The sequence below is a fragment of the Janthinobacterium sp. SUN120 genome (genome assembly GCF_030397735.1).
Classification (GTDB): domain Bacteria; phylum Pseudomonadota; class Gammaproteobacteria; order Burkholderiales; family Burkholderiaceae_D; genus Janthinobacterium; species Janthinobacterium kumbetense.
In genome coordinates this window covers 1,633,450-1,653,643 of sequence record NZ_JAPUBW010000002.1, presented here as the reverse complement: position 1 = coordinate 1,653,643, position 20,194 = coordinate 1,633,450, and the positions used below count along the sequence as shown (strand labels likewise).

General features: G+C 60.4%; 21 protein-coding genes and 1 tRNA gene. 7 read left to right on the top strand and 15 right to left on the bottom strand.

Annotated features, from left to right (window positions below):
• Positions 1-10: 10 nt before the first annotated feature.
• From rfbA to O0879_RS17145, 6 genes are all read right to left on the bottom strand, one after another.
• On the bottom strand, positions 11-904 hold the full coding sequence (gene rfbA / locus O0879_RS17170; RefSeq protein WP_289917667.1) for a glucose-1-phosphate thymidylyltransferase RfbA: 894 nt from the start codon (positions 902-904) through the stop codon (positions 11-13).
• Positions 904-1,983 carry a dTDP-glucose 4,6-dehydratase gene (gene rfbB, locus O0879_RS17165; protein WP_289917665.1) on the bottom strand — a complete coding sequence of 360 codons (1,080 nt, stop codon included), beginning with the start codon at positions 1,981-1,983 and terminating at the stop codon, positions 904-906. The genes rfbA and rfbB overlap by 1 nt, the downstream gene beginning before the upstream one ends.
• 90 nt (positions 1,984-2,073) lie before the next feature.
• Positions 2,074-3,537, bottom strand: a complete 1,464-nt coding sequence (gene wbaP / locus O0879_RS17160; RefSeq protein ID WP_289917663.1) for an undecaprenyl-phosphate galactose phosphotransferase WbaP — start codon at positions 3,535-3,537, stop codon at positions 2,074-2,076.
• Positions 3,538-3,614: 77 nt separating this feature from the next.
• Positions 3,615-5,033 carry a mannose-1-phosphate guanylyltransferase/mannose-6-phosphate isomerase gene (locus O0879_RS17155; protein WP_289917661.1) on the bottom strand — a complete coding sequence of 473 codons (1,419 nt, stop codon included), beginning with the start codon at positions 5,031-5,033 and terminating at the stop codon, positions 3,615-3,617.
• 148 nt (positions 5,034-5,181) lie between these two features.
• Positions 5,182-5,538: a diacylglycerol kinase gene (locus tag O0879_RS17150; RefSeq protein ID WP_289917659.1), complete on the bottom strand. Its 357-nt coding sequence runs from the start codon at positions 5,536-5,538 to the stop codon at positions 5,182-5,184.
• 235 nt (positions 5,539-5,773) lie between these two features.
• A complete protein-coding gene (locus O0879_RS17145) occupies positions 5,774-6,037 on the bottom strand; it encodes a hypothetical protein (protein ID WP_289917656.1) in 264 nt (87 codons plus the stop codon).
• A gap of 299 nt (positions 6,038-6,336) precedes the next feature.
• Between O0879_RS17145 and O0879_RS17140 the strand changes: the two genes are divergently transcribed.
• The 3 genes from O0879_RS17140 (at position 6,337) to galE (ending at position 8,352) form a co-directional block, all read left to right on the top strand.
• Positions 6,337-6,410: transfer RNA gene (locus O0879_RS17140), tRNA-Gly, on the top strand.
• Between the two features lie 92 nt (positions 6,411-6,502).
• On the top strand, positions 6,503-7,183 hold the full coding sequence (gene trmB, locus O0879_RS17135) for a tRNA (guanosine(46)-N7)-methyltransferase TrmB (protein ID WP_099394995.1): 681 nt from the start codon (positions 6,503-6,505) through the stop codon (positions 7,181-7,183).
• Positions 7,184-7,332: 149 nt separating this feature from the next.
• Complete coding sequence (galE, locus tag O0879_RS17130; RefSeq protein WP_289917654.1) at positions 7,333-8,352, top strand: UDP-glucose 4-epimerase GalE; 1,020 nt, start codon at positions 7,333-7,335, stop codon at positions 8,350-8,352.
• Between the two features lie 176 nt (positions 8,353-8,528).
• On the opposite strand, the gene O0879_RS17125 is transcribed toward galE, so the two are convergent.
• The 7 genes from O0879_RS17125 to O0879_RS17095 all read right to left on the bottom strand — a co-directional run bounded on the left by O0879_RS17125 (position 8,529) and on the right by O0879_RS17095 (position 16,289).
• Positions 8,529-9,815 carry a Glu/Leu/Phe/Val dehydrogenase gene (locus tag O0879_RS17125; RefSeq protein WP_034785857.1) on the bottom strand — a complete coding sequence of 429 codons (1,287 nt, stop codon included), beginning with the start codon at positions 9,813-9,815 and terminating at the stop codon, positions 8,529-8,531.
• Positions 9,816-9,977: 162 nt separating this feature from the next.
• Positions 9,978-10,955 (bottom strand): LysR family transcriptional regulator, encoded by a 978-nt coding sequence (locus tag O0879_RS17120; RefSeq protein WP_034785859.1) that lies wholly within the window; start codon positions 10,953-10,955, stop codon positions 9,978-9,980.
• 44 nt (positions 10,956-10,999) lie between these two features.
• A complete protein-coding gene (locus O0879_RS17115; protein ID WP_289917650.1) occupies positions 11,000-11,482 on the bottom strand; it encodes a hypothetical protein in 483 nt (160 codons plus the stop codon).
• An 11-nt stretch (positions 11,483-11,493) separates the two neighbouring features.
• On the bottom strand, positions 11,494-13,317 hold the full coding sequence (gene recQ / locus O0879_RS17110) for a DNA helicase RecQ (RefSeq protein WP_289917648.1): 1,824 nt from the start codon (positions 13,315-13,317) through the stop codon (positions 11,494-11,496).
• 6 nt (positions 13,318-13,323) lie between these two features.
• Entirely contained in the window at positions 13,324-14,169 is an 846-nt protein-coding gene (locus tag O0879_RS17105; protein WP_289903260.1) for an undecaprenyl-diphosphate phosphatase, read from the bottom strand.
• A gap of 168 nt (positions 14,170-14,337) precedes the next feature.
• Complete coding sequence (locus O0879_RS17100) at positions 14,338-15,486, bottom strand: MFS transporter (protein ID WP_289917646.1); 1,149 nt, start codon at positions 15,484-15,486, stop codon at positions 14,338-14,340.
• Positions 15,487-15,518: 32 nt separating this feature from the next.
• On the bottom strand, positions 15,519-16,289 hold the full coding sequence (locus tag O0879_RS17095; RefSeq protein WP_289917643.1) for a DeoR/GlpR family DNA-binding transcription regulator: 771 nt from the start codon (positions 16,287-16,289) through the stop codon (positions 15,519-15,521).
• A 145-nt stretch (positions 16,290-16,434) separates the two neighbouring features.
• On the opposite strand from O0879_RS17095, the gene O0879_RS17090 reads away from it, so the two are divergent.
• Positions 16,435-16,671: a hypothetical protein gene (locus O0879_RS17090; protein WP_077408729.1), complete on the top strand. Its 237-nt coding sequence runs from the start codon at positions 16,435-16,437 to the stop codon at positions 16,669-16,671.
• 36 nt (positions 16,672-16,707) lie between these two features.
• On the opposite strand, the gene O0879_RS17085 is transcribed toward O0879_RS17090, so the two are convergent.
• Positions 16,708-16,980, bottom strand: a complete 273-nt coding sequence (locus tag O0879_RS17085; protein ID WP_289912879.1) for a YkgJ family cysteine cluster protein — start codon at positions 16,978-16,980, stop codon at positions 16,708-16,710.
• A 70-nt stretch (positions 16,981-17,050) separates the two neighbouring features.
• Complete coding sequence (locus tag O0879_RS17080) at positions 17,051-17,920, bottom strand: head GIN domain-containing protein (protein ID WP_289917642.1); 870 nt, start codon at positions 17,918-17,920, stop codon at positions 17,051-17,053.
• Positions 17,921-18,256: 336 nt separating this feature from the next.
• On the opposite strand from O0879_RS17080, the gene O0879_RS17075 reads away from it, so the two are divergent.
• From O0879_RS17075 to O0879_RS17065, 3 genes are all read left to right on the top strand, one after another.
• The gene (locus tag O0879_RS17075; RefSeq protein WP_099666319.1) at positions 18,257-18,907 is read left to right on the top strand and encodes a TetR/AcrR family transcriptional regulator; all 651 of its coding nucleotides are present in this window, start codon (positions 18,257-18,259) and stop codon (positions 18,905-18,907) included.
• Between the two features lie 169 nt (positions 18,908-19,076).
• Positions 19,077-19,727 carry a protein-L-isoaspartate O-methyltransferase gene (locus tag O0879_RS17070; RefSeq protein WP_289917640.1) on the top strand — a complete coding sequence of 217 codons (651 nt, stop codon included), beginning with the start codon at positions 19,077-19,079 and terminating at the stop codon, positions 19,725-19,727.
• A 13-nt stretch (positions 19,728-19,740) separates the two neighbouring features.
• Positions 19,741-20,064 carry a rhodanese-like domain-containing protein gene (locus O0879_RS17065; RefSeq protein ID WP_034745954.1) on the top strand — a complete coding sequence of 108 codons (324 nt, stop codon included), beginning with the start codon at positions 19,741-19,743 and terminating at the stop codon, positions 20,062-20,064.
• Positions 20,065-20,194: the final 130 nt, after the last annotated feature.

Genomic DNA, 20,194 nt, shown 5'->3' with positions numbered 1-20,194 from the left:
CGTTCGGGCTTTAGTATATTTTTTCTTCGAGCAGGCGCAGCAGGTATTGACCGTAAGCGTTCTTTTTCAAGGGTTGCGCCAATGCTTCGAGCTTGGCGGCGTCGATGTAGCCACGGCGGTAGGCGATTTCTTCAGGGCAGGCAACTTTCAAACCCTGGCGATTCTCGATGGTGGCGATGAACTGGCCTGCTTCCAGCAAGGATTCATGGGTGCCAGTATCGAGCCAGGCCATGCCACGCCCCATCAACTCCACATTGAGCTCACCGCGCTCAAGATAAACTCGATTTACATCGGTGATTTCCAGTTCGCCGCGCGCTGACGGCGCTATTCCTGCGGCAATTCCACACACTTGACTATCGTAGAAGTACAGGCCGGTGACGGCGTAGTTCGATTTTGGCTTGAGCGGTTTTTCTTCGATGCTGACGGCGTGGCGCTGATCATCGAAGTCGACCACACCATAGCGTTCCGGATCGTGCACGTGATAGGCGAATACGGTCGAGCCGCTGGTGCGTGCCGAGGCCTCGCGCAACTGCGATTCAAAGTCGTGACCGTAATAGATGTTGTCACCCAGAATCAGCGCCGATGGTGCATCGCCGACAAACTCTTTGCCGATGATGAACGCCTGTGCCAGGCCATCCGGGCTGGGCTGCACTGCATAGGTCAGGCTGATACCCCACTGGCTGCCGTCGCCCAGTAATTCCTGGAAGCGCGGTGTATCTTGTGGCGTTGAAATGATCAGGATATCGCGTATGCCGGCCAGCATCAGGGTGGTCAGCGGATAGTAGATCATCGGCTTGTCATATACGGGCAGCAGTTGCTTCGATACGGCCATGGTGACAGGGTACAGGCGCGTGCCGGAACCGCCAGCCAGGATGATGCCCTTGCGTTCGATGGGTGTTGCCATTATTGTTGCTCCTTGGCCATGTCGCGTGCCGCGTAGTTTTTCTCTACCCACTTGAGGTAGTCGCCCGACTGGACATCGCGTACCCAGGCCTGGTTGTCCAGGTACCATTGAACGGTCTTGCGGATGCCGGTGGCGAAGGTTTCGGCCGGCTTCCAGCCCAGTTCGCGCTCGATCTTACGTGCGTCGATGGCATAGCGGCGGTCGTGGCCAGGGCGATCCTGTACATAGGTGATTTGTTCGCGATAGCTGCCGGACGCCTTGGGATCGAGCGTATCGAGGATGTCGCACAAGGTATGCACGACTTCCAGATTGGCCATTTCATTCCAGCCGCCCACGTTGTAGACCTCGCCCAGACGACCTGCTTCCAGGACGCGGCGAATCGCCGAGCAGTGGTCGCCCACGTACAGCCAGTCGCGCACTTGCATGCCATCGCCATAGATAGGCAAGGCCTTGCCGGCGCGGGCGTTGCTGATGATGAGCGGAATCAGTTTTTCCGGGAAATGGAAAGAGCCATAGTTGTTCGAGCAGTTGGTCGTCAGCACCGGCATGCCATACGTATGGAAATAGGCGCGTACCAGATGATCGGACGCCGCTTTCGATGCCGAATACGGGCTGTTTGGCGCATACGGCGTCGTTTCCGTGAATGGCGGGTCATTCGGTCCCAAGGTGCCATACACCTCGTCGGTCGAGACGTGCAGGAAGCGGAAGCCGTCCTTGGCCTCGCCCGTCAAGCCGATCCAATAGGCGCGCGCCTCTTCGAGCAGGCTGAAGGTGCCGTTGACGTTGGTCGAAATGAATTCGCCGGGGCTATGGATCGAGCGGTCGACATGGCTCTCTGCGGCAAAATGCACGATGGCGCGTGGCTGGTGTTCTGCCAGCAGGCGCGAGACGTGAGCGGTATCGCAAATGTCGCCACGCACAAAGATATGTCGCGGGTCTTGCTCCAGGCTGGCCAGATTGCTGAGATTACCAGCATAGGTCAGCTTGTCAAAATTGATCACGGGCTCATCGTTGAGCGCCAGCCAGTCGCGTACAAAGTTGGAGCCGATGAAGCCGGCGCCGCCAGTCACTAAAATCATGCTGCTATCCTTTTTTGCTAGAACATCTTCACGATGCATCGTTCTTCTATTTTTGAGATGAAATGATTGAAATTCTATTTGATCATGTACTTAATACGCGCCATCTTTCTTGAAAATGACTTTAACCGTTTTCAGTAGAATAACAATGTCATTGAATAAAGACCAGTTCTTGACATACCATGCATCGAGATAAACGCGGGTATCGTAGCTGACGTCGTTCCTGCCGCTGACTTGCCATAGGCCCGTGACACCGGGTTTCGCTTCCAGGTAATAGTCGACCTGGTTGCCATAACGCTCCAGTTCCGCATCGACAACCGGGCGCGGACCGACCAGGCTCATTTCGCCTTTCAGTACGTTCCATAGCTGCGGTAATTCATCGAGACTGGTCCGGCGCAGGAAGTGGCCGATCGAGGTGATGCGGGGGTCGTGCTTCAGTTTGAAATCACGGTCCCACTCGGCACGGGCTTCAGGGTCGCGCTCCAGCAATTCTTTCAGCAATATGTCCGCATTTACGGCCATGGTGCGGAATTTGTAGCAGAGAAAATGCTTGCCATTCTGCCCCACACGTTTGTGGCCGTAGAAGATGGGACGGCCCGATGCCATGACCTTGGCCGCGATCCACAGCAGGATGGGGGCGCCGACGATCAGCACGCAGATTGAAGCCATCAGATCAAAGCAGCGCTTGATCATTTGTAAACCTGGCCGTGCCAGGTTGTTGCGCATGGTCAGCAGCAGCACTTCATGTGTAAAGAAATGGTTGACCTCCATGCCATACAGGGGCAGGCCGCGTACGGCAGGTACCACTTGCATATTGGCAACGCAACGGCTGACTTGCTGGATCATGCCCTGATAGGCATCGATGCCGCCTTGTTCCAGAGCGACAACTGCATGCGGATCACCCAGCAGTTTGAGCGTTTCCTCAGGATTGACACCAAGCGGAATGCACGGCACCGTCTGTTTGCTGCGGTTCACGTAGTGTTGCTCCAGGCGGCCTTGGCCTTCGGGGATCAGGAACGCAATCAGGCGATAGCCCATCAACGCTTCCTCATCGAAGGCGCGCGCTGTTTGCAAGGCATTGTCACCCCAACCGATGATGACCATGGGACGTATCCAGCCACCCGCTTTCATCAGCAAGTATTTGACCATGCCTCGCAGCAGCAAGACACAGCACGGCACCAGTAGCCAGGTGGCCAACAGTGCCTCGCGCGAAGAGTCGCGCTTGCCCAGGAATACCAGGGCCGCGTCGATCAGGCCCATGACCATGGCGACCTTCAGGAGTTCCTTGATTTCATTCGAGTACGGACGGCGCTTGGCATGATGGCCCTTCAGCTTGAAGATAGCCACAGTGACTACGGATAGCAGGCTGTAACTGAGCAAACGCGAGCTATCCACCCCGAAGCTGTTCAAGTCTGTGTTATCGAGGGTCCATTTGCCAGCGAGCCAGAATGCCATGAACAGGGCAAGTGCATCAGCAAAGGTGAGGAAATATTTCTCTGCCCTGCTGCTGCAATACCATTTCACTTCTTGTACAAAGATGCCTTCGATTGGTTTCATGATGACTTGCTAAACCTTATAAACTTCAGTGTGAATTCTTGCGGTGCCGTATACATGGTGCTTACGTATCTGCTCGGTCAAGTGCGGCCGTAGCGGTCTTCAAAGCGGACAATGTCGTCTTCCCCAAGGTAGCTACCCGATTGAATTTCAATCAATTCCAGCGGCAGCTTGCCCGGGTTGGCCAGGGAGTGGACGACGCCGAGGGGAATATAGGTGGACTGGTTTTCGGTCAGCAAATATTCCTTGTCGCCATTCGTGATCTGGGCAGTGCCGGAGACCACGATCCAGTGCTCGGCGCGGTGGTGATGCATTTGCAATGACAGCTTGGCGCCAGGCTTGACCGTGATCCGCTTGACCTGGAAACGGTCACCATTGCCGATGGAATCATAGGAACCCCACGGACGGAAGACTTCACGGTGCATGGTGGCCTCGGAACGCTCCCTGGCGACCAGCTGCGCGACCATGGTTTTCGTTTGTTGTGCCTGATCCGCGTCCATGACCAGCACGGCATCGGCGGTTTCTACGATCACGGTATTACGCATGCCGATGGTGGTGACCAGGCGGCTGGTACTGTGCACCAGGCAATCGTTGCAATCCTGGATCAGCACATCGCCGTGGGCGCTATTATTATTGGCATCTTTTTCCGCCACGTCGAGTACGGCTTTCCAGGAGCCGATATCATTCCAGCCCGCATCGAGAGCGATGGTAGAGGCATGGCTGGTGCGCTCCATGACGGCGTAGTCGACGGCAATGTCGGGACTGGCAGCGTAGGCATTCTTGTCCAGGCGAATGAAGTCGAAGTCGCTTTTCGCGGCGCTGATGGCCGCGCGGCACGCGGCCAGGACGGCAGGTTGGAACTGTTCCAGCTCTTCCAGGTAGCGGCTGGCGCGGAACAAAAACATGCCGCTGTTCCAGAAGTAATCGCCGCTGGCGATATACTGCTCTGCAAGCTCCAGGGCCGGCTTTTCCACGAATTCAAGTACGCGCTGGACTTGCCCGCTTGCGGCACCTTCGGCGCGAATATAGCCGTACCCTGTTTCTGGTCCCGTCGGCGTGATGCCGAACGTCAGCAAATGACCCGCTTCTGCGGCAGTACGCGCCAGCGCGATTGCGCGATGAAAAGCCGGGGTATCCAGAATGACGTGGTCCGAGGGCAGCACCAGCAGGAGCGGATCCTCGCCATTCTCCATTGTATGCAAGGCGGCTGAGGCGATCGCCGGCGCTGTATTGCGGCGCATGGGTTCAAGCAGCATGCGACTATTTTCCAGACCGATCTCACGCACTTGTTCTGCGACAATGAAACGCGAGGATTCGTTGCATACCAGCAGTGCTGGCGACACGGCGTCGATGCCTGCCAGGCGCTGTAGCGTTTGCTGCAGCATGCTGCCCTGAGCGGACAGGCGCAGAAACTGCTTTGGGAACGCCTCGCGCGACAGCGGCCATAAACGTGTGCCGGAACCACCACAAAGAATTACCGGTAGGAGGGGAATAGTCATTTATGCTTCAATGTAAATGTAATAGTTGCTAACAAGGCAATATTTTAATAAATTACAGGATTTTTGTATTTTTCCCGGCTCCATGGAGCCTGAGAGGCACGCACTTTGGCTCGTCCTGTATTGTAGTTTGCTCCCCCAGTATTCCTGCTTAGCACGCAACGTTTTCAAGCAAAAAAGCAACAAACACGCATAGGGCGCTGATACTGAGAATGAGCACGGCTCCTGCGGCGCAATCCTTGACGATCTTGATGCTGGGATGGAGGGCCGGGTGGAGGTGATCAATCAGATTTTCGAGAGCGGTGTTGAAGAGCTCCGCCGCGAGGACCATGCCACAGTTGAGCAATAACAAAGCCCACCAGATCATCGCTGGCTGGCGCCAGGCAAGTACAAGCAATACCAGGAGGGCGGCAAGGCATTGCAGCCGGAAGCTCGATTCCATGCGGAAGGCGGCACCCAAGCCTTGCAGGGCAAATCCCATGCGTTTGTAGAGTGGCTGGTTTTTCATTAACTATGCATGATTGGTCAGGGCATTTCATGTTCCTGACGGCTGCTGCTCTTGGCGCGCGCATTATTGAAGAAAAATAAAAAGCCCGTTTTCAAGAAATGAAAAAGGGCTTTTATCGAGGAAGTGGCGCTGCGTATGACAAGGCCGGCTTCTCGTGAGACCAAGCCAGCGTTTCGCGGTTTGACGTCAGTCCGCGGGCTTGGTCTTGTCTGTTTCAGCCAAAGGCGTCGACAGATTATTTGGCGTGGCTTGGGGTCGTGTGCGCGGTGGTCGAGTCCGAGCTAGCTGCACCGGCCACAACGGCAACTGCTGCGCCGATGGCGATCAGGGCGCTCGTGCTCAGGCCGGCAACAGTGCCGCCAGCGGCAGCGCCGGTAGCGCCAGCTGCTGGTGCCGCTGCTGGTGGAACCGGCGCTCCGCCAACTGGTGCCGTCGTTTGAGCCATGGCTTGTGCGGAAGCGAAGCACAGGATTGCCGAAGCGATCAGAATTTTCTTCATGGGATATCCTTTTAGGTTGAACAGCGGAAATGCTAAACTGTCACATGATTGTAGCAACATTTCTCTTGCTAGTCTGCGCCGTACAGTCCGTGGCAACGATAATTTATTCTATTTTAGCTACATACCTGACCATTCTGCGTGTCTGGCGGCCTGAAGATGTTGTTCTCTATCAACAAAAATGGCACCTTGCCGAGGCTGCGGTTCATGTTTTTGTCAAATATCGCGGGAATTGCTGATGCATTCGAAAGCGATCCACAAGTTTGCCAAGTCCTCGTCATCCCGCGTAAAATGCAGGCTTCGCGGGTGTAGCTCAATGGTAGAGCAGAAGCTTCCCAAGCTTACGACGAGGGTTCGATTCCCTTCACCCGCTCCATTTTTCGCTGGCGCCTGGCTTGATGCGGCGCAGCCACTTATTTCTCCATTCCCATGTCTTCTGATACCCCAGCAAACGGCCCGGCGCGGCCGATGATGTACGATCCGACCGAACACCGCATCCGCAGTTTCGTGACCCGCGCGGGACGGCTTTCCGTGGCGCAGGCGCGCGCGCTCGAGACCCTGGGCCCGCAGTTCCTGTTGCCTTTCGCCAAAGAACCGATGGATTTCGAGCAGGTGTTCGGCCGCAAGGCGCCCGTCATCCTGGAAATCGGCTTCGGCATGGGCGCGACGACCGCGCATATCGCCAAAGCCATGCCGGAGAAGGATTTCATCGGCGTCGAAGTGCATACGCCTGGTGTTGGCAGTCTGTTGAAGCTGATCGGTGAAGAGTCGCTGACGAATCTGCGTCTGCTGCAGCACGATGCCGTGGAAGTGCTCACGCACATGATTCCCGCCAATTCGCTGGCCGGTATCCACGTTTTCTTCCCCGATCCATGGCACAAGGCGCGCCACAACAAACGCCGCCTGATCCAGTCGCCGTTCGTCAAGCAATTGACCGATCGCCTGGCGCCGGGCGGCTATCTGCATTGCGCCACCGATTGGGAAGATTACGCGGTGCAAATGCTGGAAGTACTGGGCGCCGAGCCGCAGCTGCACAATAGCGCCGATGGCTATGCGCCGCAGCCGGCGTATCGTCCTCTGACCAAGTTTGAAAACCGTGGCTTGAAGCTGGGCCATGGCGTGTGGGATCTGGTGTTCATCAAGAAATAACCTGGCGGTTTGCCCACCCGTGCCGTTTGCACGAGAACAAGCCTGCCGCGGCGACGCCGCAGGCTTTTTTAACGCGCACGCTAGCGTGCGCTGGCTAGGCAGGGCGGGTGAATTACGGTAGTCTTATCTTTTTTGCATTGATTGATATTATGTCCAAGAAAATACTCGTGACCGGCGCATCCGGTTTCATCGGTTCGCATACCTGTGTCGAATTGCTGGCTGCCGGCTTTGAGGTCGTCGCGGTGGATAACCTGTGCAATAGCGCGCGCGAAGCGATGGCGCGCGTGGAGCGCATTTCTGGCAAAAGCGTACCCTTCTATGCAGCGGACGTGCGCGACCGCGCGGCCATGGCCGCCGTCCTGGGCGAACACGCCATCGATGCCGTGATCCATTTCGCGGGCTTGAAGGCGGTGGGCGAATCCGTGGCGCAGCCACTGATGTATATGGACAACAATGTCACGGGCACCGTGGCCTTGCTGGAAGTGCTGGCGGCGGCGAACGTGAAGCGTTTTGTGTTCAGCTCGTCGGCCACCGTGTATGGCGACCCGGAAGCCTTGCCGATCCTGGAAACGTCGCGCCTGTCCGTGACCAACCCGTACGGCCGCTCGAAGCTGATGGTCGAGCAGATCCTGGCGGATCTCGTGCATGCTGATGCACAGTGGCAAGTCGGCGTGTTGCGCTACTTCAATCCGGTGGGCGCGCATGCCAGCGGCTTGATCGGCGAAGATCCGGCCGGCATCCCGAACAACCTGATGCCGTTCATCGCCCAGGTGGCCGTGGGCCGCCGCGAGCGCCTGGCCGTCTTCGGCAACGACTACGCCACGCCGGACGGCACGGGCGTGCGCGACTATATCCACGTGGTCGACCTGGCGCTGGGCCACGTGGCCGCGTTGAACCGCCTGTTTGCCACCGAGGGCGGCTTTACCGTCAACCTGGGCACGGGCCACGGTTACAGCGTGCTCGATACCGTACGCGCCTTCGAAGCCGCCAGCGGCCGCCAGGTACCGTACGACATCGTGCCGCGCCGCCCGGGCGACATCGCCAGCTGCTACGCCTCGGCCGACAAGGCGAAGGAACTGCTGGGCTGGCAAGCACAGAAAAACATCGACGACATGTGCCGCGACCACTGGCGCTGGCAGCACCAGAACCCGCAAGGCTACGCAGCGTAAACAAGTCCGCAGATACAAAAAATCCCGCTCACACGCAAGTGTGGCGGGATTTTTTTTAGAGCGCCATCAACCCAATGGCGCCTGAAAAATGTCTGGGGCTAGGCGCAAAGCCGAAGACAGTACGCAAGTACGGCGAGGCGAAGCAACAACGCCCCAGGCATTTTCTCAGGCAGCCATTAAGGGTACAGGCCGCGCACTTCGCGAGCTTGCAGCACGCGCGTGCACGCCAAGATGAAGGTCGCGGTACGCATCGACACTTTCTTCTCTTGCGACACTTGCCATACGGCGTCGAACGCTTCGCGCATGATGCGGGTCAGGCGGCTGTTGATTTCTTCTTCCGTCCAGAAGAAGCTCGAGAAGTTCTGCGCCCACTCGAAGTAGCTGACGGTTACGCCGCCGGCGTTGGCCAGCACGTCCGGCACGATCAGCACGCCGCGGTCCGTCAGGATGTCGTCCGCTGCCGGCAGGGTCGGGCCATTGGCGCCTTCCAGGATGATCTTGGCGCGAATGACTTGAGCGCGTTCAGCCGTGATCTGCTGTTCCAGCGCAGCCGGGATCAGGATGTCGCAATCGATGCCCCAGAAATCTTCGCGTGGCACGAATGCCTCGGCGCCCGGGAAGCCTTCGACGCTGCCCACTTCGGCCACGTGTGCCAGCAGTTGCGGGATGTTCAAGCCGCCAGCGTGCACGACGGTGGTCTTGTGGTCTTGTACCGCCACCACTTTCGAGCCGGCTTCAGCGAACATGCGTGCAGCGACGCCGCCCACGTTGCCGAAACCTTGCACGATGACTTTCGCGCCTTCGAGCGACATGCCGACCTTGGCGGCCGCATCGCAACCGACGACGAACACGCCGCGGCCCGTCGCATCGCGGCGGCCCAGGCTGCCGCCCAGCGAGATTGGCTTGCCCGTTACCACGCCGGTCGACATGTTGCCGCCGATCATGGCGTAGCTGTCCATCATCCACGCCATGACTTGCTCATTCGTGTTGACGTCCGGCGCCGGGATATCCTTGTTCGGTCCGATGATCATGCTGATCTCGCTCGTGTAGCGGCGGGTCAGGCGTTGCAGTTCGTTGCGCGACAGGGTTTTCGGATCGACACGGATACCGCCCTTGGCGCCGCCGTATGGCACGTTGACCGCGGCATTCTTGACCGTCATCCAGGCCGACAGGGCCATCACTTCCGACAACGTCACGTCCTGGTGGAAGCGCACGCCGCCCTTGCCCGGGCCGCGCGACAGATTGTGCTGCACGCGGTAGCCTTCGTAGTGGGCAATGGTGCCGTCATCGCGCTCGATGGGCACGTCGACCGTCAGGATGCGCTTTGGACGCTTCAGCGTTTCCACCCAGCGCGACAGGTTGCCCAGGTACGGCGTAACGCGGTCGATCTGCTCGAGGTAGACGCCCCATGGGCCAAGGTCTTCAGGATTCAGGTAGGAAGGAAGTGCGTGCTTGCTGGTCATGCTTGATAAGCTCCTGGACAATACGAGTACGTTAGAGGCACAGCCGATATGCAGCTGCGCGCAGCGGAACCGCATCGTAGGCGATAGCCTCATGCCCCGGCCAATGCTTTGTGCGCATCCGGTTATGCATTTATTGCATAGTTGTGTTGCCAGGATTGCCAGTCAGGACTGGGTGGCCTCGGTGGCGCGTTTGCGGCGCTTGCCCATGCGCGCCTTGCCATCCTGCGACTGCACCAGGTATTGCCACAGGCTTTCGACGATCTGCTTGCCGGGACGCAGGCTCGATGGGCGTTCGCGGTACAAACGGATTTCCAGCTCGATTTCCCAGCCTGGCGCACCGCCATCGGCGCGCGCCAGGTGTTTGTATTTGACGTCGCGCATGACGGCCGATTCGGGCAGGAAGGCGATGCCGCGGCCTTCCAGCGCCATCATCTTCAAGCCTTCGGCCATGTCCGTTTCGTAGCAGGTTTCCAGGAACAGCGGCGCCTTGGCGTCGGCCACCAGCAATTCCACCATGCGTCCCAGGTAGGCGTTGCTGGTGTAGGAGAGGAATGGCAGCGGCTCCTTGGCGCTGCCGGGCAGGACGAAGTCCGGCACCTTGTCCTGGCCGCAGCGCGCATAGGCGCGCAGGGTTTCGCGGCCCATCACCAGCATGTCGTAGCGGCCCGGGTCCAGCTGCACCGGCTGGCGCGGATGGTGATAGCACAGCAGCAGGTCGCAGCCGCCGTCGACCAGCTGCAGCACGGCGTCGTGCACGTTCAGGGCCATCAGGCGGCTGTTGATCGGCGCAAAACCTTCTTCCAGCGCCGTCAGCCATTTCGGCATGAAGGTCAGCGACAGGGTATGCGGCACGGCGAAATCCACGCTCGTTTGCGTGGCCGCGCGCTTGCCGCGCAACAGGGCGCGCACGCCGTTGATCTGCCCCAGCATTTCCAGCGCCTGCTCGTAGAACACGGCGCCGGCCGGCGTCAGGCGCGTGGGGTAGGAGGTGCGGTCGACCAGGTCGATGCCGAGCCAGTTTTCCAGCGACTGGATGCGCCGCGAGAATGCTGGCTGAGTGACGTGGCGCAGGGCCGCGGAACGGCTGAAGTTATGCGTTTCAGCGAGCGAGATGAAGTCTTCCAGCCATTTGGTTTCCATCGCGGCAGCGTTCCGTTATCAAGGACAGGGGCAAAGTGTAGTGGTCAGGCCGTGCTGGTCGATGCCGCCGGCTGGTACAGCGATGCCGGCAGGCCGAAGAAGGATGGCGGACCCAGGGTCGTGCCTTCGAGCGAGCCGCCCGCATTCAAGGCCTTGTTGATGGCCGACAGCAGGGAGCTGCGGCTGGCCAGGTTTTGTATCAGCGCGCGCGGGCCGTTGTGGAAAGTATGCTGGGCGATATCCGCGGCGACGACAAAGATCGGCTCGCGGCGCATGGGAAACTCCACCCATTCGCCGTCCTCGTCCTGGGCGCAGAAGGTATGGGGCAGGGTCATGTTTTCGGCGCCGGGAAGGTGCGACGCCAGCACCAGGCCGAAGGCTTCCGGCACCACGTCGGCCAGGCGGCGCACGGTGAGATCGTCCTGCACCAGTAACCGTACTTGCGCTTCCACCGCGTCTTCGGCGTCGGGCTGGGCGCCGAGAATTTTCACGGCCTGATAGATCAGGTCGGACGAGAGTGCTTCCATCAAATCTTCCATCAAATCATCTCCAGGATCATGGCGACGATTTCGTCGCCGTACGAGGCCAGTTTTTTCTCGCCCACGCCGCTCACGCCGCGCATCTGCTCGAGCGAGGTGGGCTTGGCCTTGGCGATTTCGCGCAGGGTGGCGTCGACGAAAATCACGTAGGCCGGCACATTGTGCGTGCGCGCCGTCTCCACGCGCCACCAGCGCAGCTTGTCGAAAATCGCCTGCTCGCTGGTCGACAGATCCGTCTCGACATAGCCCTTCGCCACGCTGGTGCTGCGCTTGCTGGTTTTCACCGGTTTCTGGTACTGGCGCAGCTGCACTTTCTGGCCGCCCTTGAGCACGGGACGCGAGGCGTCCGTCAGTTTCAGCGAGCTGTATTGTTCATGGTCGACCGACACGAGGCCCAGCGCGATGGCCTGGCGCAGGATCGACTTCCATTCCGCTTCGCCCAGGTCCGAACCGATGCCGAACACGGACAGCGAGTCGTGGTGCCAGGTCTTGATGCGTTCGGACTCCACGCCGCGCAGCACGTCGATCACGTGGCCGCCGGCGAAGCGCTGGTCGACGCGGTAGATGGCCGACAGCAGTTTTTGCACGGGCACGGTGCCGTCGAACGAGATTGGTGGCACCAGGCAGGTGTCGCAATTGCCGCACGGCGAAGCCGGTTCGCCAAAGTATTCGAGCAATCGCATGCGGCGGCAGCTGAGCGTTTCGCACAGGCCCAGCATGGCGTCGAGCTTGACGCCCAGCACGCGCTTGAAGGTGTCGTCCGCCTCCGATTCGTCGATCATGCGCCGCTGCAGCACCACGTCCTGCAAGCCGTACGCCATCCACGCGTTGGCGGCCATGCCGTCGCGGCCCGCGCGCCCCGTTTCCTGGTAATAGCCCTCGATGCTTTTCGGTAGATCCAGGTGGGCGACGAAACGCACGTCGGGCTTGTCGATGCCCATGCCGAAGGCGATGGTGGCGACCATGACGATGTTTTCTTCGCGCAGGAAGCGCGCCTGGTTGGCGCTGCGCTTCGCGTACTCCATGCCGGCGTGATAGGGCAGGGCGCGGATGCCGCTCTGGTTCAGAAATTCCGCCGTCTCCTCGACTTTTTTACGCGACAGGCAGTAGACGATGCCGCAGTCGCCCGTGTGTTCCGTGTTGATGAAGTCGAGCAGCTGCTTGCGGCCATTTGCCTTTTCCACGATCTGGTAGCGGATGTTCGGGCGGTCGAAGGACGAGACGAACTGGCGCGCGTCTTCCAGCTGCAGGCGCAGCGCGATTTCGGCGCGCGTCTGCGGATCGGCTGTGGCCGTCAGTGCGATGCGCGGCACGTCCGGGAATTGCTCGTGCAGCACCGACAGCTTGATGTATTCGGGACGGAAGTCGTGGCCCCACTGGGCCACGCAGTGCGCCTCATCGATGGCGAACAGGGAGATCTTCGAGGCCTGGAACAGGTCCAGGCAACGCTGCGTCATCAGGCGCTCGGGCGCCACGTAGACGACATCGATGCCGCCCGTGCGCACCAGGCGCTCGATGCGGCTCGCTTCTTCGTAGGTTTGCGTGGAATTGAGGAAGGCGGCGCGCACGCCGACTTCCTCCAGCGCGTCCACCTGGTCCTGCATCAGCGCGATCAATGGCGAGACGACGACGCCGACGCCGTCGCGCAGCAGCGCGGGAATCTGGTAGCACAGCGACTTGCCGCCGCCCGTGGGCATCAGCACCAGCGCATCGCCGCCATGGCTGACGTGGTCGACGATGTCGGCTTGCTGGCCGCGGAAGGCCGGGTAGCCGAAAACCGTTTGCAGCAGGTGCAGCGCGCGCTGGTTAAGATCTTGATTCATAGTGCCTTATTCTGCCCAAACAACCCAGCCGTAGTGGGCGCTGGCCAACACCAGCAAGCCGAACACAATGCGGTACCAGGCAAAAAACGTGAAGTCGTGCGAGCTGATGTAGCGCAGCAGCCAGCGCACGCACAGGAAGGCGGAAATGAAGGCGGCCACGGTGCCCAGGCCGAACAGGGGCACGTCGGTGGCCGACAGGATGTCGCGCGCTTTGTACAGTGAGTAGAAGGTGGCCGCGAACAAGGTCGGGATGGCCAGGAAGAACGAGAATTCGGTGGCTGTCTTGCGCGACAGGCCCAGCAGCATGCCGCCGATGATGGTCGAGCCGGAACGGCTGGTGCCCGGAATCAGCGCGAATGCCTGCGCGCAGCCCACTTTCAGGGCGTCGAACGGCGTCATTTCATCGACCGAGTTGACGCGTACGGTGACGGGATTGGTGCGCGCGCGGCGCTCCACCAGCAAGATGATGATGCCGCCGATGATGAAGGCCATGGCGACCGGTACTGGCTTGAACAGCGCATGCTTGATCATCTTGCCGATGGCCAGGCCGATGACGGCCAGTGGAATGAAGGCGATGGCCACGTTCAGCACGAATTTGCGTGACTTGACTTCTGTGCCGAAGGTGGACAGCACGCTGCCGATGCGCTGGCGGTATTCCCAGCACACGGCCAGGATGGCGCCGGCCTGGATGGCGATCTCGAAGACGTCCATGACTTCTTTCGAGACATCCTTGGTAAAGTCGAGCAGACTGCCGGCCAGGATCAGATGTCCCGTGGACGAAATCGGCAAGAATTCGGTAAAACCTTCGACCAGCCCCATGATGATGGCTTTTAACGCAAGAATGAGATCCATAGATGTATAAAAGGGTATAAGTACGGGTATAAGTGACAGGATGGGGTGACCGCGTGGCGCCAGCAATGTGCGCGGGGTCGAAGCTTACCATGCCGCAGGCCCGTGGACCTTATTTGGGCGCAGTTGGGCGGCGCTTTTTTAGCGCCGTCCGCCAGGCAGGAGGAAGGATCAGGATACTTGTCTTGCCTGCGCCACCAGGCGCGCGCTGGCCGCCACCAGCAGCAGGGCGGCGCCCAGCATGGCGAAGGCGATGTTCAGGCTGGTGGCGTGGGCGACGAAGCCGATCACGGCCGGGCCGGCCAGGATGCCCGCGTAGCCGATGGTGGTGATGGCCGCCACGGCTAGGCTGGCCGGCATGGCATGCTGGTTGCCTGCCGCCGTAAACAGGATGGGCACGATATTTGCCGCGCCCAGGCCGATCAGCACGAAGCCTAGCATGGCCAGGCTGGCGTGCGGCGCCAGTACGGCCAGGAAGAAGCCTGCCGCTGCGCACAAGCCGCCAAAAGTGAGCACGCGCTTGCCGCCAAAGTGGCTGACCACCTTGTCGCCGGTGAAACGGCCCACCGTCATGGCGATGGCGAAGGCGGCGTAGCCGAGGCCGCCCTTGGCTTCTTCCACGCCGCGCGTGGTGGTGAGGAACAGGGCGCTCCAGTCGAGGATGGCGCCTTCGGCCAGGAAGACGATAAAGCACAACAGGCCAATGAAAATGACGGCGCCATGCGGCATGACGAACAGCGGCGTCTTTTCGCCGGAGGCGGACGCCGTCGGCAGCAGATGGCCTTGCGCCGCGCCCAGGACGCCGCACAGCAGCAGCATCACCACCACGCAGGACCAGGCCGGCGTCAGGCCCAGCCACAACAGCAGGGCCATGCAGGCCGCGCCGGCGAAGCCGCCCACGCTGAACAGCGCATGAAAGCCCGACATCATAGCGCCGCCGTTGGCTTTTTCGATGATCACGGCCTGGATATTGATGGCCACGTCAAACGTGCCCATGGCCGCGCCGAACACCAGCAACACCAGGCCCAGTTGCAGCGGCGTGGCGGCCAGCGCCAGGCCGGGCAGGATGGCGGTCAGCAGCAGGCCGGCGCCGACGATGACCTTGCGGCAGCCGAAGCGTGCCGTGAGCATGCCCGTAAACGGCATCGCGCACAGCGAGCCAGCGCCCAGGCACAGCAGCAAAATGCCGAGGGTGGCTTCATCGAGGCCCAGGCGCGACTTGGCGTAGGGAACCAAGGGAGCCCAGGCGGCCATGCCGAGGCCGGCGGCGAAGAAGACCAGGCGCGTGGCGCGTTGTTGCAGGGTGCCGGTGAGATGCATGGGGGAGCTTTTCAAAGTCGGGGTGGATAAAATCAGGCGCGGGCGCGCAACACTTGCACGCCCAGCCGTTCAAAGGCGGCCACGTGGGCAGCGTCGGCATCGGCTTCCAGCACCAGGTGCTGCAGCAAGCCCGTGGCCAATACGCCAAAGGGTGCGGCGGTGCCCAGCTTGTCGCTGGTGACGGCCACGACCACCGCCTTGCTGGCGCCGGCGATGCTGCGCTTGAATTCCGCCTCGTCGTAATTGAAGGCTGTCACGCCCGCGTCCGCATCGGCGCCGCAAGCACCGAGGAAACACAGGTCGGGATGCATGCGTTCGACGGTGCGCAGCGCCTGCGGCCCCAGGCTGGCGCCGGCGCGGCGGTCGACCCTGCCGCCAGCCATGATCAACTCGATTTCCGGGCGTTCCATCAAGGTCATGGCAATGGCTGGCGCGTTGGTGATGACAGTAAGTGCTAACTCTGGCAGGGCGCTGGCGATAGCCAGGTTGGTCGAGCCCGCATCGAGAAACAGCACCTGGCCCGCGCGCACGAGGGAGACGGCGGCCTGCGCCAGGCGCGCCTTGCGTTCCGGTGCTTCCTGCTTGCGCTGGCTCAAGGTGCCGCCGTCCGGCGCCAGCGGCAGGGCGCCGCCATACACGCGCTGGCACAGGCCGGCCGCAGCCATCTCGCGCAGGTCGCGCCGTATCGTATCTTCGGAAACATCGAGCTGGCGCGCCAGGTCCAGCGCCAGTACGCGACCGTCGGCATGCAATTGTTGCTGGATCAGCGCGTGGCGTTGTTTGAGGAGCAGGGTGGCGGACATGGTGAACCTATAAACGTGCAAGAATGTGCATGAATATACGCAAACGTGCAAACAGAGTCAAGCGTACGCAGGTTTCCGTCAAATATTGCCGAAAAGATATAAGTTCTGTTAGTGTTGTAAAAAATGGAATGAAATAAGGGTCGCCATGTTTTCAAGTACCTCTTTCAAGGCAAGCTTGCCGGGCCGCGCCCTGCGCCGCAGTGGATGGTTGATCCTGGGCATGATGATCGTGTTGAATGCGCTGCATTGGATGCGCCATGGCACGCTGGGCTGGAGCGATGCACGCGACTCCGTGTGCCTGCTGCTGATCTATCTGGGGATTGCCACCTTGCTGGAATACAAGCGGCAGCGCGACGCCGAGGAAGCGGAAGACGCGCGCTAAGCGCGACGCAAGCAGGGACGCCGTGCGCGCCGCCGCTCAGGGCGCCGTCAGCCGTTCCAGCTCGGCCAGCCAGTGCACCGCGTGTTCGCGGCTGTCGCCGCACATCTCCGCAGATGGCTGCAAGCCGCCGCAAAACGCGGGCCGTTCCGGCTGGCCAAAGATCTTGCAACGGTTGTCATCGGCCAGCTGCACGCAGCGCACGCCCGCCGGTTTTCCCTCCGGCATGCCGGGAATCGGGCTGGTGATGGACGGTGCAGTGCAGCAGGCGCCGCACGAGGGACGGCATGCCAGGGTGGCAGATGGTGACATGGGAGTTCAGACGGGCGGGTGAGGAGCCGACAGTATAGCAAGCCGGCTCCCATGTGTTGCCCGGGCGCGTTCAGCGCACGATGCTGACGCGCTTGCCCGACAAAGTGCGGCGGGCCGGATCGCCATGCACGGTGATGCGGCCGGAACCGCTGGCGCGGGCGTTGACTTCATTCTGGACGCTGACGTCGATGTCGCCGGAGCCGTTGCTCGCCAGATAGGCAACGTCGCTGCGCAGCGACGCCAGGTTGACATCGCCCGAGCCATTCACGTTGGCGTCCAGGCGCTGCACGGCGCCGTTGGCGCTGATGCTGCCCGAGCCGTTGACGGCCACGTTGATGCGTTCGCCGTGCACGCTGCCCAGCTGGATGTTGCCGGAACCGTTCTGCACCGCGTCCGTGTTGCCGCTGGCGAGGGCCGCCGCGTTGATGCTGCCCGAGCCATTGTTGGCCACGTCGAAGCGTCCCGTCGTGCCCGACAATTCGCTCTTCATCGACCCGCGCTGTTCCAGGCTGAAATCGTCGCCATTCAGACCGCTGACCACCAGGCGGCCCGAGCCGGAGATGTTGATCTTCCTCAATTGCGGTGTCGTATAGATGACGTGGATACCATTGCTGCTGCGAATGTTCGTGTCGCTCCACAGGCGCAACGTATTGCCGTTCACATCGCTATGGATCAGCGGTTGCAGATTGCTGTCCGCATCGATCACCAGCGATGCCGTCGGGCCGACGCGCACGTCGATCTTGATGTCGATGCGCTTCATGTTGTCGATGTCGAGCGCGCTGATGGTGCTGACCTGGCGCACGTCGCGGCTCACTTGCCCATTGCCCTGGATGACATTGCTGCTGGAATCGGCATAGCGCACTTCGCCATCGTTGGGATTGATGACGATGGCGCAACCGCCAAGGGCAACGGCACAGCACAGGGCCAGCAAGGTACGCATGGTGTTTCCTTTATGATTGTTTTAGTTCGGGACAAGAAAAGAGCCGGCTGCCGCGCCGCGGCTGCCGTGCTGTCGATGAGAAGATAGCAAAGCGGTGCGCTGGCTGGCAGGGAAATGCGACGAACTGCGCAAAATGGGGGCTGAAACGCATTCTGCTTCACCCGGCGCCGCAGTCCGGCGCCAGAGGGAGGTGCCGCCAACGCCGGCACGGAGCGTACAATGCCGGTGTTCGGTGTGCCGAACGATGTCCCGCGCCGCGCGCATGGGAAGCGCTTGACCTTGACGGTAGACCGGTCTACCATTAATGACTCAAAAGTAAGTTACTTGGAAAGACACATGCAAGCCCCGATTGATACCAAGCCCCGCTGGGAGCGGCGCAAGGATGCCCGCCCGCAGGAATTGCTCGCCGCCGCCCTCGACCTGTTTGTCGAACGGGGCTTCGCATCGACGCGCCTGGAGGATGTGGCCAAGCGGGCCGGCGTGTCGAAAGGCACCCTGTACCTGTACTTTGAGAACAAGCAAGAGCTGTTCAAGGCCGTGGTGCGCGACAATATCGTGCATTCCATCGGCGAGGCGGAAGACAGCATGGCCGCCTCGGACAGCACCAGTGCCGAGTTGTTGCGCAGCATGATGATGCAATGGTGGGAAGAATTCGGCGCCACCAAGCTGGCCGGTTTGACCAAGCTGATGCTGGCCGAAGCGAACAATTTCCCGGAACTGGCGCAGTTTTACAACGAAGAGGTGGTCACGCGCGGCAATGCGCTGATCGCCACCTTGCTGGAACGGGGCATGCAGCGCGGCGAATTCCGCCAGGTCGATCCCGTGCTGGTCAGCACCATCCTCAGCGCGCCCGTCACCATGCTGATGATGTGGACGCACTCCTTCCTGCCGTGCGAGGTCAAGAACATCGATCCCGTCGCCTACATGGATGCCTTTATCGACATGAGCTTGCGCAGCTTGCAGGTGGAGGCGCCCGGGAAAAGTTGATATGTAGAGCTTGCCTCTACCGTTCAGTTGCCCCTTTTCCAAGGTTCGCCCCCCCAAATCTGCAGATCGTCGCAAATTTCCTCCATTCCCCGCCTTTATGGTTAACATGTGCTTTCAGCCAGTTCAACGATAAAATGGCGGATTATTACTTCACTTACCGAGTCCAAAGATGAATATCGAACAAGCCCGCTTCAATATGATCGAACAGCAGATCCGTCCATGGGACGTACTGGATATCGACGTATTGGAGCTGTTGAACGTGGTCAAGCGTGAAGATTTCGTGCCGGCCGCCTATAAGAACCTGGCCTTCGTCGATACCGAAATTCCACTGGGCGGTGGCGAATGCATGTTGACGCCGAAGCTGGAAGCGCGCATTTTGCAAGACGTAGCCGTCAAGAAGCATGAAAATGTGCTGGAAATCGGCACCGGCAGCGGCTATATGGCCGCATTGCTGGCGCACAAGGCACGTCATGTGACGAGCGTGGAAATCGTTCCCCAATTGAAAACCCTGGCCGAGCAGACCCTGGCCGCCAACGGCGTGACGAATGTCACCGTGGAACTGGGCGACGGCGCCCAGGGCTGGAGCAAGGGCGCACCGTATGACGTGATCGTCGTGTCCGGCGCCCTGGCCGTGTTGCCGGAAGCACTGTTGCAACAAGTGAAAGTCGGCGGCCGCATCCTGGCCATGATCGGCGAAGCGCCGATCATGTCGGCGCACCTGATCACGCGCAGCTCGGACAAGGCTTATGACACGCGCAAGCTGTTTGAAACCAATGTCACGCCGCTGCAAGCCGTGGCACCGTCGCATTTCCAGTTCTGAGGCGACCGATTCGATGGAGCATTTGAGTGCACCGCAGCTGGCCGCCTGGCTGGCTGACCCTTCCCGCCCGCGCCCCTTGTTGCTGGACGTGCGGGAACAGTGGGAGTTCGACCTGTGTCACCTCGACGGTGCCACCCTGATGCAGATGAATTCGATTCCTGCGCGCATCGATGACCTCGATGAAGACGCCGAAATCGTCTGCATCTGCCATCACGGCATGCGCAGCATGCAAGTGGCAGCCTTCCTGGAGCGCAATGGTTTTGGCAAGATCAGTAATTTGACGGGCGGCGTGCATGCCTGGGCGCTGCAAGTCGACAGCGCGATGCCTAAATACTAAGTTATTTTGCAGTAGATGCACCCAGGCATGTTTTCCTGCATGCCTGCGGAGGCCTGTACCCCGCTCACCCGGCGGGCGCAAGGCAAGCGGTAGCAGATTTTTGATTCCATCAACTTTTGACGACTCCAAC